This is a genomic window from Synechococcus sp. BSA11S (assembly GCF_014224355.1).
In the GTDB taxonomy this organism is placed as follows: Bacteria; Cyanobacteriota; Cyanobacteriia; order PCC-6307; family Cyanobiaceae; genus Regnicoccus_A.
The window spans coordinates 191,303-203,968 of record NZ_VNWP01000002.1 but is presented as its reverse complement, the minus strand read 5'-3'; the positions used below and the strand labels follow the sequence as shown (position 1 = coordinate 203,968).

Below are 12,666 nucleotides of genomic sequence, written 5' to 3'. Positions count from 1 at the left end.
GGGCTTCCGTTCATGATGGATCGACACCCCGACAGCAGCACGAGCGTGAGCGAGCGCGCCTCCCATCCAGCCGAGGCCGGCGAATCGGCAGCCGCAGCCGACTCCCCCGGCCCCGAGCGGCTGGCTGCCCTGGTGGATCTGGGGCGCAAGCTCGCCGAAGCGCGTCAGGCCCAGGGCATCCCCCTGCCGGTTCTTGCCGAGCAGAACTACCTCTCCGCCGACCGGCTCGATGCCCTGGAATGCGGAGATCACACCCGGCTCCCGGAGCGGATCTACCTGATCGCCCAGGCCCGCCGGGTGGCCACCAGCCTCGGTCTTGATGCCGATGAGCTGACCGAGCCCCTGCTGAACATCCACCTGCCTGGGGTGAGCCGCAGCGCCAGAACCAACCCGGCCTCCCCGGCACCGGGGCAGACCTCGGCACCCGTGGCCAGGGTGAGCCTGGCGGCTCCCGCCATGGCCCCCCGGGAGTCGAGCACCGGCGCCCTGCTTCAGTCGACCCGCAAGCCCAGGCGGGGCGCGATGCCCTGGCTGCTGGCGGGGGGCGCCGGCGTCCTGGCCCTGGCGGCGGGTCTGGCCATGGGCTGGAACCAGAGCCGACCCACGTCCAGCAAGCTGCCGACCCCACCGCTCACCCCAGAGGCCAGAGAAGCTGCAACCTCCACCCAGGAAGAGCCTGCTGAGTCCGCCGCTCAGGCTCAGCCGGGACAGGGAAGTCTTCAGCTGAGCAGCCGTGAGCCCAGCTGGCTGGAAGTGCGCAACGGTGAGGGGAAGGAACTGTTCCGGGGCCTGTTCACCGGCACCGGAAACTTTTCCCTGGCCGAGGGTCTGCAGGTGCTGGCCGGGCGACCGGACCTGATCACCGTGACCACAGCGTCGGGCGAGTCCGAGACCCTGGGCACGATCGAGGAGATCAGCTGGCAGCGGTTCAGCAGCTCGGGAGAACGAGACTCCCCCCCAGCCGATCCTCTCGAGGAGACACCCTGATCGAGCGCGTCTGCGAACCTGAACTGATGGAGGGGGCCGAGCAGGCCCAGGCCTATGCCGAGGCAGATTTCAGTGCCACGGACCAGGCCATGGTCGAGCGGATCGCCGACCTCTATGGCGACAGGCTGGGAGCGCGCATTGTGGATCTCGGCTGCGGCCCGGGCAACATCAGCTTCAGGCTTGCTGAGCGCTATCCCCTCTCTGAGGTGCTGGGGGTCGACGGGTCAGAAGCCATGCTGGCCCTCGCCAAGGCGCGATTGGAGCAAGAGCAGCAGTGCTCCAGTCCAGCCGGTTCACTGCGCTTCCAGCAGGTCCTGCTCCCCGCCCCAGGGCTGGAAGGGGGGTATGACGCCGTGGTGAGCAACAGCCTGTTGCATCACCTCCACGATCCCCAGGTGCTCTGGAGAACGGTGCGCCAGCTGGCGGCCCCTGGAGCGGCGGTCTACATCAAGGATCTGCGGCGGCCCGCCGACCAGGCCGCGCTGGAGCGGTTGGTGGCCACCCATGCTGCCCAGGCCCCGCCCGTGCTCCAGCACGACTACCGCCAGTCTCTGCGGGCTGCCTTCACGGCCCCGGAGGTGGAGGAGCAACTGCGCCAGGCTGGTCTCGAGCAGTTGCTGGTGAGGGACCTCGATGATCGCTATCTGGAGATCATGGGCCGACAACCGGCCTGAGCCGGCCATCACCCTTCCCACTACTCTCCCCTGAGGGAAGTTCATCACCCAAACCATTTGTTCACTCTGCTCTCGTCTGGAGGTTGATGCGGCCCCAGGCTCTGCTGCTGCTTGGCCTTGCCCTGATCCAGCCTCTGATCGAGTCTGGAGTCGCCCTTGCTGAAGAGGGAACCACCGAGGCGATCCCAGGCAGTGCCGACGAAGGCCCTACCAGCACAGAGGAGAAGCAGATGGCCGAGCCCCCCCCCTCCCCCTGGAGTGCCACGGCGGAGATCTACGGGTTTTTCCCCCTGCGCACCACCGGCAGCACCACCGTCAAGGGATTGACCGCCGATTTGGACCTCGATCTCGAGCAGGTGCTGCGCCCGCTGACCATGGCCGCCTATGTGCGTGGCAGCGTGGAGTACAAGCGGCTGGGGCTGCTCACTGACCTGAGCTATGTGTCCCTGCGTGGGGAGGAGGCCACGACATCTCCCTCAGGGGTGAGGAAAGTGAGCGCGACGCTCAACAACATCCAGGGGATCTATGACCTGGCCTTGCGCTATCGCTTCGGCGACAGGGAACAGGCCATCGCCAAGGGGGGCAGCTTCAATGTGATCCCCTACGCGGGCGTGCGTTTCGTCGATATGCGCTACGAACTGAGTGCCCAGTTCGACGGACCGAACCGGAGCCTCTCCGGTTCCAGGAGTTTCGGTGGCACTGTGACCCAACCATTGCTTGGAACCCAGGCCAGTGTGTTCCTCTCGCCGCGCTTGCGCCTGTTCGCCCGGGGTGATGTCGGTGGCTTCGGCGTCAACAACTCCGATGATTATTCCGCCAATGCCCAGGTGGGAGTTGGCTATGCGGTGGGCAACAACACCCAGCTCAATCTCTCCTGGCGCTACCTGCATCTGGGAGGCACCAACGATCAGTCCCCGGAGAATGCTTACAGCATCGACCATAATGGAGTGGAGATGGGGGTGAAATTCTTTTTCTGAGTTGAGCCAAGGCAGGCTTTCCAGCCAGGCGCCAGCCGATCGAACCGAATCGCCCACCCATGGCCTGGTTTCCGCTGCTGCTTTACGTGGTGCTCAAGGGGCTCAATGCCACCGCGTTGAAAGGGCTGCAGGCCTTCGGGGCGTCTCACCCGATCGGGGGCGAGAACCCGATCAGCTTCTGCAACGTCTTCTTTGTGGCTCAGATGATCGTGGGCCTCACGGTCCTGCTGCCCGGACGGGCCCAGCTGCCGGCACTGCTGGAGCAGTTGGAGGGGGGTGATCGTCGTCTGCTGGTGCTGGACACGGTGCTGGGGCTGTTCCTCGGACCCGTGGCCTTCTACTTCGCCCTGGACGCCCTTTCGGTGATCAGCCAGACCCTCCTGTTCGCCCTGGTGCTGCCGCTATCAGCCCTTCTGGCCAGGCGTCTGCTGGGGGAAACGCTGCCGCGGGGTTTCTGGCTGAGCTTCGGGCTGATCGTGCTCGGGCTGCTACTGCCCCAGCTGGCGATGGCCCGCATGGACGGACCGATGGACGAAGTGCGAGGGGTGATCTGGGCCCTGGTGGGGGTGGTTGCCTTCGCGGGTGCCGGGGTGAGCGGCCGCGCCATTGCCCAGCGCGGCTGGCCGGCGGCTCTCACGGTGGGGCTCACCACCACGGTCTCGGCCCTGGTGTTCGGCGCCCTGGCCCTGATCCTGTTCGGACCCTCCCATTTCCACCTGCTCAGCGCCGCGTGGGTGGTGGGGGTGATCGTGATCTACGGAATCGGCCTGTCCCTGGGCAGTGAACTGGCCCTGCGTCAGGCCTACCGCCACTGGAGTGTGGCCCAGGTGTCGTTGTGGGGATCGCTGACGATCGTGGTGGCCGTGATCAGTGCAGCCCTGGTGCTGGGGGAGGCCATCCACCCCGTCACGGTCGTCGGTCTGCTGCTGGTGCTGCTGGGCACCAGGATGGGCACCGGTGTCCGCCCAGCCTGACGTGATCCAACGCAACACGCCTGCTGCGGCCAGCCTGGCCCTCGGGGCCCTGCTGGGGTTCAGCTCCCTGCCGGCACACGCCCAACCCGACCACTCCCCCCGGTCCAAGGCAGCGCCTGCTGCGACGCTGGAGGGAAGCGCCTGGCTGCTGGAGTCGATCCCAGGACAGCGGGCGGTGCTGCCGCCGGCACCGACCCTGCGCCTCGAGGCGGGTCGGATCAGCGGCAGCGATGGCTGCAACCGCTACAGCGCTCCTGTTCAGGTGAAGGGCTCCAGCTTCCGCGTCAACCAGCCGGGTCCATCAACCCTGATGGCCTGTCCCCCCAGGCAGAGGCGCCAGGCCGAGACCTTCCGTGCGGTCCTGGGATCCGCACGGCGCTATCGACTGCGCAACGGCAGATTGGAGCTTCTCACCACGGGCGGCAGGCCGGTGGCACGCTTCAGGCCCCAGCCGCAGGAGATCGCAGGCAGCGTCTGGATCGTGACAGGGTTCAACAACGGCAGGCAGGCGGTGGTCAGCACCCTGGCCGGCAGCACCCTCAGCCTGGAGCTGAAGAGTCGCGGGCGACTGACGGGAACGGCCGGCTGCAACCGCTATGCCGCGGCGGTGCAACTGGGTGAGGGCACCCTCAAGGTGAAGCCGCCGGTCGCCACCCGCAGGATCTGCAGCCAGCCCAGGGGGGTGATGGAGCAGGAGGTCCAGTTCCTGAGCGCCCTTGAATCCGCCGGCCAGTGGAGGATCGAGGCGGAGCGCCTGGAGCTGCGCCGCCCCGATGGGGCCCTGGCTGTCACCCTTCGCAGGGCCGGCACCCCATGAATGGGCTGGCCACCGCACTGGAGCTTGGGCTGGCCAGCCTGATGCCACAAGCGATGGCGGGCACAACCACGGCGGCCTTGATTCAGCTGGGGGGTCCACCCCTGGCCGCTGGCACGAGCAGCGGCCAGGTGAGCGTTCCCCTGGTGCGGGCCACGGGCGGCGACACCCCCGTGCTCAGCCTGCGGAGCGGACGCGGCCAGGTGCGTGTGCTGCTCGACACCGGGGCCTCCACCACCCTGGTGACACCAGAGTTGGTGCGGCGGCTGGGGCTGCGGAGCCAGCCGGTGGATCCGAAGGCGTTCTCGCTCGCCGGAGCCGGTGATGGTTGCCCGGAGCTGCGGCCCCAGCGGGTGCAGCTGCCGGAGCTGGTGCTCGCCTCCGGCGCTGACCGCCTGAGGATCAGCGGCATGGAGGCGCTGGTGCTGCCGGTGGCCGGGCTGCCGGAAGGGGTCGATGGAGTGCTGGGAGCACCGCAGCTGCGGCAGCAACCGCTCTGGATCGATCCCCAGGGCGGACGTCTCAGCCTGGGCCAGCGGGCCATTGCCGAGGCGGAGTCCCACAGCCGAGCAAGCTCTGAGCGTGGCGAGCGGCCCACCACCCTGCCATTGGTCTGGCGCCAGCAGGTGCCGCTGCTGCCCCTGACCACGCCGGCCGGCCCATCCCGGGCCCTGGCCGACACCGGGGCGGAAGGGCTGTTCATCACATCGGCGCTGGCGGCACAGCTGCGGCCACTGGCCCCGGCCAAGGGCCTGCGGCTGACGGGATTCTGTGGTGAACAGCGGGTCCGGCGCCAACCCATGGCCGGACTGGCCTTGCCCGGTGGAGATCCGCTCAGGGCCGTCGATGCCATCGTGACCGACAACCCGATCTTCACGAGCCTGAGGGTGGAGGCGATCGTGGGCCAGGAGCTGTTGCGAAGGCGGGCCCAGCTCTGGCGGTTGGACGCCACGCCTGCGACGCTGACTCTCTGGCCCTAGGGCAGCCCCGATGCCGCCAGGACTCCCATGGATCGAAGGCCTGAGAGGCGCCCGTCGCCGGCTGGGGCGTCTGCTCAAGAGCCTGCTGCAGCGATCGGGGACCCTCAACGACCAGCCCCTGAACAAAGCCAGCCTGCTGGTGATCGTCCTGGTCGATCTGGTGCTGCTGGTCAACATCTTCAGCGGCATGGCCGCGATCGGCCAGTGGCCCCTCAGCCCGCAGCAGGCCTTCCCCTGCGAGGCCGAGTGGAGCCTCTACCGGGAGGCCGGTGGCGACCGTCGAGAGCAGGGTCTGGCGATCCTTCGCCGGGCGATTCCGCGCCGGGCCCCGGGCGAGACGCAGAGTTCAGCTCCCGCGCCGGGCTTCCGAGCCAGTGCACAGGAGGCCAGCCGTGATCATCTCGGTCGTGTGGACCCCCTCTGCCTGAAGTTCGCCGGCCACCAGGACCGCATCGCCGCCCAGCCGGGGCTGCGACGGCTGCAGCGGGACCTGGATCGGGCCGAGCGCGAGATCGCCACCCTGGAGCAGAGCAACGCCACGATCCGCTCGCAGTACGACTCCAGCCTGCTGGAGCAGATCGCCGCTCAACCTGCCTCCCAAGCCCTTCAGCCGGTGCCCGCCGCCGAGGCGCGGCAACGGATCGAGGCCAACGACGCCCGCATCAGCGTGCTGCGAAGTCAGGTGGTGGCCCTCCAGGAGAAGCTGCTGGAGGCCCCTGAGAGCCAGGCCTTCCTCGGTTTCCTGAACCGCACGGCGAGCTTCGAGGCCATGGAGCAGCGTTTCGAGAGGGCTCTGTTCTGGGCCCCGAGCCAGCGCCTGCTGCTCCAGAGCCTGTTCCTGATGCCACTGGTGCTGCTGAGCCTGCAGATCCACCGCCTGGCCCTGCGCGGCGGCCATGGCCTGCTCGCCCTGGTGAGCTGGCACCTGCTGGTGCTCACCCTGATCCCGCTGCTGCTGAAGCTGGCTGAGATGGCCCAGGTGGGGGTGATCTTCAGCGTGGTGCTTCAGGCCGTGCAGGCCCTGGTGGGCAACCTTCGCTTCCTGGTCAGCTATCTGTATCTGCTGGTGGTGCCCGTGGTGGGCTTCGCCCTGATCAAGTTGCTGCAGACCCTGGTGTTCAACCCGAGGGTGCAGGCGGCGGAGCGGGCACAGCGCCACCGCTGCCTGCGCTGCGCCCGCAGGCTCCCGGCCGGAAGCCGCCACTGCCCCCACTGCGGCTACGGGCAGTTCCGCGACTGCGTGCTGTGCCACCAGCAAACCCACCGCCATCTGTCTTACTGCAGCCAGTGCGGAGCCGCCCAACTGGACGTGGCTCCATCAACGCTGCCCCCACGCCGATGAGATCAGCCCCTGCCCTGCGGGTTCTGCTGCTGCTGCTGACCCTGGCCGTGTCGCTGCTGCTGACTCCGGTCCAGGCGGGCGGACCCACACCCTCCGGGTCAGCCAGCGACCCCATTCCCGGCAGCAGCTACGCCCTGGCGCAGGCCGCACCCTTCAACCGTCCCAGTCACTACCCGCTCAGCCAACGGCCCGACCCGCGGCGCTACCGGCCCCATGCCGACTGGATCGGGCGGCTGATCCTGCCCGGCGCCGAGGAGACCGGCCGGGAGCCGGGTGACTGGGTCTGGATCGAGATCGAGCACGCCCCTGCCACGGCCCGGGGGCTGGAGGGGCAGGTGCTGCGGCTGGGCTGGGTGGATCAGCCGGAGCTGAAGGAGCTGGTGGAGCGGGTGAGCACCGATGTGCGCTTCACACCGGCCGCGCTGAAGATCGAGAAGCAGGGGAATCTGCTGCCGCGGCGCCTGGACGGGCGCCGGAAGGTGGGCCCTCTCCAGTCGCTGGCGGGGGCACGCCCCAACGACGATCTGATCGTGCAGCTGGAGAAGGTGCAGCTGGAGCCGCGACCGGATGGCTCGACGCAGCTGCGCATCGGCGAGCCACCGGTGCAGATCAGCGGCCGCTACGTGGGGCTGGTGCGGATTCTCGGGCCCGTTCCCGGAGAGAAGGAGCGCTTCCGGGTGCGCCACTGGAATCCGGAGCGGCATGACTTCAGCGGCCCCACGGACGTGGTGCGGGTGCCCCAGCAGCCGCGGGACCGTTACGGCCGCTGGATCTCCACGCCCCTGGGGCTGATCACCAATCCCGTGGGCCGCCAGGGCTGGTACCTCTACGGCGCCCCCGACGCCGAGGGGACGTTCACGGCCCAGGCACTCAGGCCCCGGGCCCTTCATCAGCTCCGCCCCGAGGCCATCCTGCCGGCGGGCCGGGAGGGGATTCCCTACATCCTGCGCGGTAACTGGGCCGACACCCCGCAGCAACGGGGGCGCCTCAGGCGGGTGCTGCTGGAGCCCTCCGCCGCCACGGGGCCTCTGGCCGAGCACTGGCGGCCGGGGGAGAGGGCCCTGCTGATCCACAGCTTCGGCGGGATCGGTGGCCCGGGAGGTGAGCGGATCAGCGGCGCCACCGTGACCGGCCACTTCGCCTTCGGAGACGCGCGGGTGGTGAGCGATGCCATCACCGGCGAGCCCCGCTTCGATCTGCATTACCACCAGATCTATGCCAACAACCCCAACGGCATCGTTGCGGGGACGCAGGACTGGACGGCTTTCAGCGGAGATCTGCAGCGGGGCTGGATGGGCTCCCGGCCGATCTCCGATGTTGTGATCAAGCTGCAGCCCTTCGACGACCTGACAGTGGACGGGCAGGAGCTCTCGCTGCTGCGGGAGCTGGCGATCCAGGCGGAGGTGCTGATGGCCCGCTACCGCAGTGGCGATGGCAGCGGGGTCTCGACAGTGACGCCCTCCACCTCCTGCGTGCAGGATTCGAGCCAGGCGCTCTTCATCGCGATTGATCGACTAAGGCGCCGGGTGGAGGCCGATCCAGGTCTGAGGGGCTGGCTTGCGGAGCATCCTCAGGAGAGCTCGAGCCTGGCCTTCCTGAAGCTGGCCAGCCTGGCCCGCTCCCTCGACGACCTGCTCACTCCCTTCGGCACAGTCCGCGCGGATTGGCGTCACAACGCCGAAGTGGTGGCCGGTGAGAGGTTCATGCGCGGCGAAACTGGCCTGGATGCCCTGCTGAGCTGGCGCTCGATGCTGCCCCGCCGCGCCCACGACGACATGGCGCGGGTGTTCCTGCAGCACGGTGCCGGCATCTGGTTCCTGCGCACCAACCAGCTCGCGGGCGGTGACACCACGATCGAGCCCCTCGCTCCCACCCTGCTGCTGGGTCAGATCCCACCACTGTCCACCCTGCTGCGGCGCCTCAGTGATGCCCTGTTCGCCCCCCTGGGCCCAACCGCCCTGGCCCGCAGTCTGGCGATTCTGGCGGCCTACGCGGCGCTGGCCCTGTCCCTGGGCTGGCGCTCAGGCTTTCTGACCCCCTGGCGGCTGGAGGCAATCGGTCCGGCCCTGCGGGCGGCGCCCCGCCTGATGCTGATGCCGGCCCTGGGGGAGGAACTGCTCTTCCGCGTGGCCCTGATGCCCCATCCCCTCGAAGGCGGCTCGATAGCCAGCAGTGCTGCCTGGGGGGCCCTGAGCGTGGGCCTGTTCGTGCTCTATCACCCCCTGGCCGCGATGGTCTGGTATCCCCCGGGCCGGGGAGTGTTCCGCGACCGGCGCTTCCTGGTGCAGTGCACCCTGCTGGGGGTGGCCTGCGTGCTGGCCTACGGGACCACCGGCTCGCTCTGGCCACCGGTGCTGCTGCATGGGCTGGCCGTAACGCTTTGGCTCTGGGGCCTGGGGGGGAGGGCGAGGATGCGAGGGCAGACGCAGGCCCCGACGTGACCCTTGATCGTTTCAAGCAGGCCCTGGCGGCCCTGATGGAGAAGGCGCCGGCAGATCCGCTGGAGCGGGATGAATTCTTTGAGGTCACACCCCTACCCGCCGAGGACGGGCCGTTCGAGGTGGTGGTGGTGGATGAGGAAGCGGCGATTTTCGCGGTGCTCTACCTCGATCGGCTGTTTCCAGATGAGGACAGCACCGGACAGCAGGAGGTGGAAGCCCTAGTACCGCCCTATCTCAGCTCCCGGTTCCAGCTGGAGCCAGGGGAGTGGACCTCCACGGCCCCGTTCGATCTGGGCTGGAGAAGTCGCGATTTCCTCTGGTTCCAGGAGTTCACGGTGCCTGGCCTGACCCCGGAGTGCCGCTACGACTGAGCCGAGGCTGTGGGGAGCCCCGGCTTGCGCACCACCATCAGCGGCGGCCGTTGACGATCACCGGTGTGCCGCCGCCCGCCGTGCCCGGCAGGGCAGGAACCACAGACGTCTGACCATCCCACTTGTCGAGGAAGAGCTTGAAGAGCACCTGATCATCCAGGCTGGAGTTGAGGATCTGGTAACGCTTGGCTTCCTGCTCGGCAATCTTCACTTCGGTCTGGGCGCGCAGCAGCCGCTGATCGGCGATCTGCTTCTGCTCAATCGCCGAACGGTATTCCTCCGCGATCTGCAATCCGGTGAGGTCAAGTCCCTGCACTTTCACATAGTCAAACTTGCTCAGTTCCTGGGCCACCATGTCCTGAACCAGCTCGGAGATGCTGTTCCACTCGGTGGCGATGGTCACCAGTTCGTACTGGGAGAACACCGATTTGAGTGCCTTGAGCAACGACGGCTGGATGATGCGCGGATAGATCTGCTGGTTGTCTGTGGCAATCGTTTCGTAGATCCGGCCCGCTTCCTGCGGCTTGATCGAGTACTTGACCGTGGCAGTGGCCTCGATCACCTGCAGGTCCTTGGTGAGGGTGGAGAACTGCTCAGGCCGTACCTGGGTACGCACATCAAAGAAGGAGGTGGCCTGAATCAGGGGCACCTTGACGTTGGGGCCGGGGCTGCGCTGGCCGCCCGTCACCCGTCCGAGGGTGGTAACCACTGCCACGGTGCCGGCCGGCACGATGAAAATGGTCTGGGTGAGCAGGATCAGCAACGCCACGGCCACAGCGGCGATCAGCTGAAAACCAGCTCCTGGTCCGTCGCCACCGGCCGGGCGCATCGAGCTCTGCATCAAGAAAGGACTCTGAAGGCTCAGACCCTAGGGCCAAGGCCTCGTCCAGTGCGCCTGGGCCGTCCGGCGTCAGCACCGATCTAGGGTTGGATCAAGACCGACCATCCCATGCAACCCCTGGATCTGATCGATCACCCCGAAGGAGGGCGATTCCGAGAGGTGTTTCGATCAACCGTCCACGTGAGTACCACCACGGCCGTCGATCGCAGCGCGCTCACCCACATCTATTTCGAGCTCAGGGCGGGGGAACGAAGCCTGTTTCATCGTGTGGCCTCCGATGAGGTCTGGAATCTTTACCGGGGACATGGCCTGAAGCTCTACAGCTGGGATGGCACAAGCCAGCTCCCCAGCTGCGTCACTCTTTCAGCAGAAGCCAACACCTTCTGTCATGTGATTCCATCGTGCCTCTGGCAGGCGGCGGAACCGATCAGCGAGGCGGTCCTGGTGGGTTGCAGCGTGGCGCCTGGCTTCGAGTTCGGTGATTTTCAGCTGCTTGATCCTCACTCCCCCCAGGCCCGGGCGCTGCTGGGCCGTGATCCGGCGCTGGCACGGTTTCTTCCCCATGAAGAAGATCAGCTCTGCGCAAGCCAGCTTCGGTGACGGTGAGTACCGCTACAACGACCCGCTCCTGGGAGCATGGCATCGGCTGTTGCCTATTGCCGCCCGTGCCTGAAGTCCATCTCACCCTGCAGTGGCCCGATGGCCTGAGCTCACAGCTCTATTCACCTTCCACCGTGATCCTTGAGCATCTTCCACCTGGAGAACAGATGACCGTGGCGCAACTGCAAAGCAGAGGGATTGAAGGCTTGCACCGGGCCTCCGAGCGGGTGAGGGCTCGCTATGGATTCGCCTGTACGCGCACCGACGAGGAGGCCCTGAAGCTCCGACAGAGCCTGAGCGCCTACCGCTCTGATCAGCTGGTGACGATCATGGCCGGCAGCTGAGACACCATCACTCGATACAACCAAGGATTTCCCTGTGACCCCGAAACCTCCCCTGCCACCCTTCGATCGCGATGGGGCGCTTCAAAAGGCCCGCATGGCCGAGAATGCCTGGAACTCCCGCGATCCAGGCAAGATTGCTCTGGCCTACAGCGAAGACAGTGTCTGGCGCAACCGCTCGGAATTCATCCGTGGCCGCCAGGAGATTGAAGCATTTCTGAAACGCAAGTGGGCCCGCGAACTCGACTACCGGCTGATCAAGGAAGTGTGGGCTTGGCACGACAACCGCATTGCCGTGCGTTTTCAATACGAATGGCATGACGACTCCAACAACTGGTTTCGAGCCCATGGAAACGAGAACTGGGAGTTTGATGAGCAGGGATTGATGCGTCGCCGTGAGGCCAGCATCAACGACGTTCCGATCCAAGAAACCGACCGGCTGTTCCTCTGGCCCCAGGGCCCCAGGCCTGACGATCACCCAGGTCTGAGCGAACTGGGGCTGTGAACCCTCCGGTCTCAGGTCTGCAGGATCACCCCCTGGCCGGTGCCATCCAGAACCTGGCGGAGCTGCGGCTGTTCATGGAGCACCATGTCTTTGCGGTTTGGGACTTCCTGCTCCTGGCGAAGGCGCTGCAACATCAGCTCACCAGAGCACCTCGCTCCGATCAGTCATGCAGACTGGATGGGGCCATTGCCGTGATCAACCGCATCGTTGCGGAAGAGGAGTCTGATCAGGCACCCGCCAATCCCTTCGGCGCCAGCCGTCTGAGCCATCTGCAGATCTATCTGCTGGCGATGCAGGAGGTGGGGGCCTCCACCTCCTCGATCCAGCAATTGATGGCACGGTTGCAGGGGATTGAGACCTGGGCCCTGAGCGGCGCTGAGCTCTGCGCTGTTCTCGATGGTGTGGCGATTCCCGAGCCATCGCGCCGGTTCATGGCGTTCACCTTTCAGGTGATCGGCAGCGCTGATGCGCTCACGATGGCTGTGGCCTTCACCCATGGCCGTGAGCTGCTGGTGCCGTCGTTATTCCAGGCCCTGTTGGATCGGGCCTTGATCCCACCGCAGCGGGCCCCCTCCCTGCATTGGTATCTGACCCGGCACATCGATCTGGATGGCGATGACCATGGCCCCGGGGCCTTGGCCATGGTGGACGAGCTCTGCCACCACTCCCCGTTCAGGCTTCTGATCGCTCAGGTGATGGCCCGTCGTGCCGTTGAGGCCCGCAGACAGTTCTGGGATGGAATCCACCGGTCCCTGACCATTCCTGGTCAGGCTCCAATTACCGTGTAAGCCATACACCCCATCCCAACAATGAGATCAA

General features: G+C 66.9%; 14 protein-coding genes. 13 read left to right on the top strand and 1 reads right to left on the bottom strand.

The window, feature by feature from the left end; genetic code table 11:
* Positions 1–15 precede the first annotated feature (15 nt).
* The 9 genes from FPZ61_RS02875 (at position 16) to FPZ61_RS02835 (ending at position 9,560) form a co-directional block, all read left to right on the top strand.
* A complete protein-coding gene (locus FPZ61_RS02875; RefSeq protein ID WP_185474735.1) occupies positions 16–987 on the top strand; it encodes a helix-turn-helix domain-containing protein in 972 nt (323 codons plus the stop codon).
* Positions 988–1,013: 26 nt separating this feature from the next.
* Positions 1,014–1,661 (top strand): trans-aconitate 2-methyltransferase, encoded by a 648-nt coding sequence (locus FPZ61_RS02870; protein ID WP_185464477.1) that lies wholly within the window; start codon positions 1,014–1,016, stop codon positions 1,659–1,661.
* An 86-nt stretch (positions 1,662–1,747) separates the two neighbouring features.
* A complete protein-coding gene (locus FPZ61_RS02865) occupies positions 1,748–2,638 on the top strand; it encodes a hypothetical protein (protein WP_185464478.1) in 891 nt (296 codons plus the stop codon).
* A 59-nt stretch (positions 2,639–2,697) separates the two neighbouring features.
* A complete protein-coding gene (locus FPZ61_RS02860; RefSeq protein ID WP_185464479.1) occupies positions 2,698–3,612 on the top strand; it encodes a DMT family transporter in 915 nt (304 codons plus the stop codon).
* Entirely contained in the window at positions 3,596–4,429 is an 834-nt protein-coding gene (locus FPZ61_RS02855) for an META domain-containing protein (protein WP_185464480.1), read from the top strand. The genes FPZ61_RS02860 and FPZ61_RS02855 overlap by 17 nt, the downstream gene beginning before the upstream one ends.
* A complete protein-coding gene (locus FPZ61_RS02850) occupies positions 4,426–5,406 on the top strand; it encodes an aspartyl protease family protein (protein ID WP_185464481.1) in 981 nt (326 codons plus the stop codon). The genes FPZ61_RS02855 and FPZ61_RS02850 overlap by 4 nt, the downstream gene beginning before the upstream one ends.
* A gap of 10 nt (positions 5,407–5,416) precedes the next feature.
* On the top strand, positions 5,417–6,748 hold the full coding sequence (locus tag FPZ61_RS02845; protein ID WP_185464482.1) for a hypothetical protein: 1,332 nt from the start codon (positions 5,417–5,419) through the stop codon (positions 6,746–6,748).
* A complete protein-coding gene (locus tag FPZ61_RS02840) occupies positions 6,745–9,189 on the top strand; it encodes a type II CAAX prenyl endopeptidase Rce1 family protein (protein ID WP_255441299.1) in 2,445 nt (814 codons plus the stop codon). The genes FPZ61_RS02845 and FPZ61_RS02840 overlap by 4 nt, the downstream gene beginning before the upstream one ends.
* On the top strand, positions 9,186–9,560 hold the full coding sequence (locus FPZ61_RS02835; protein WP_185464483.1) for a hypothetical protein: 375 nt from the start codon (positions 9,186–9,188) through the stop codon (positions 9,558–9,560). Before FPZ61_RS02840 ends, FPZ61_RS02835 begins: the two co-directional genes overlap by 4 nt.
* A 37-nt stretch (positions 9,561–9,597) precedes the next feature.
* Here FPZ61_RS02835 and FPZ61_RS02830 read toward each other — a convergent pair whose 3' ends face one another.
* Positions 9,598–10,401 (bottom strand): prohibitin family protein, encoded by an 804-nt coding sequence (locus tag FPZ61_RS02830; RefSeq protein ID WP_185464484.1) that lies wholly within the window; start codon positions 10,399–10,401, stop codon positions 9,598–9,600.
* A gap of 108 nt (positions 10,402–10,509) precedes the next feature.
* Here FPZ61_RS02830 and FPZ61_RS02825 point away from each other — a divergent pair, with 108 nt between their 5' ends.
* The 4 genes from FPZ61_RS02825 (at position 10,510) to FPZ61_RS02810 (ending at position 12,635) form a co-directional block, all read left to right on the top strand.
* Complete coding sequence (locus FPZ61_RS02825; protein WP_185464485.1) at positions 10,510–11,001, top strand: cupin domain-containing protein; 492 nt, start codon at positions 10,510–10,512, stop codon at positions 10,999–11,001.
* Positions 11,002–11,066: 65 nt separating this feature from the next.
* Positions 11,067–11,345 (top strand): MSMEG_0570 family nitrogen starvation response protein, encoded by a 279-nt coding sequence (locus FPZ61_RS02820; RefSeq protein ID WP_185464486.1) that lies wholly within the window; start codon positions 11,067–11,069, stop codon positions 11,343–11,345.
* A 34-nt stretch (positions 11,346–11,379) separates the two neighbouring features.
* Entirely contained in the window at positions 11,380–11,847 is a 468-nt protein-coding gene (locus FPZ61_RS02815; protein ID WP_185464487.1) for a nuclear transport factor 2 family protein, read from the top strand.
* Entirely contained in the window at positions 11,844–12,635 is a 792-nt protein-coding gene (locus tag FPZ61_RS02810; RefSeq protein WP_185464488.1) for a DUF3050 domain-containing protein, read from the top strand. The genes FPZ61_RS02815 and FPZ61_RS02810 overlap by 4 nt, the downstream gene beginning before the upstream one ends.
* Positions 12,636–12,666: the final 31 nt, after the last annotated feature.

Coding starts and splice junctions, on each gene's coding strand:
- FPZ61_RS02875 (WP_185474735.1), top strand. CDS start 16: ATGGATCGACACCCCGACAGCAGCACGAGCGTGAGCGAGCGCGCCTCC.
- FPZ61_RS02870 (WP_185464477.1), top strand. CDS start 1,014: ATGGAGGGGGCCGAGCAGGCCCAGGCCTATGCCGAGGCAGATTTCAGT.
- FPZ61_RS02865 (WP_185464478.1), top strand. CDS start 1,748: ATGCGGCCCCAGGCTCTGCTGCTGCTTGGCCTTGCCCTGATCCAGCCT.
- FPZ61_RS02860 (WP_185464479.1), top strand. CDS start 2,698: ATGGCCTGGTTTCCGCTGCTGCTTTACGTGGTGCTCAAGGGGCTCAAT.
- FPZ61_RS02850 (WP_185464481.1), top strand. CDS start 4,426: ATGAATGGGCTGGCCACCGCACTGGAGCTTGGGCTGGCCAGCCTGATG.
- FPZ61_RS02845 (WP_185464482.1), top strand. CDS start 5,417: ATGCCGCCAGGACTCCCATGGATCGAAGGCCTGAGAGGCGCCCGTCGC.
- FPZ61_RS02840 (WP_255441299.1), top strand. CDS start 6,745: ATGAGATCAGCCCCTGCCCTGCGGGTTCTGCTGCTGCTGCTGACCCTG.
- FPZ61_RS02830 (WP_185464484.1), bottom strand. CDS start 10,401: ATGCAGAGCTCGATGCGCCCGGCCGGTGGCGACGGACCAGGAGCTGGT.
- FPZ61_RS02825 (WP_185464485.1), top strand. CDS start 10,510: ATGCAACCCCTGGATCTGATCGATCACCCCGAAGGAGGGCGATTCCGA.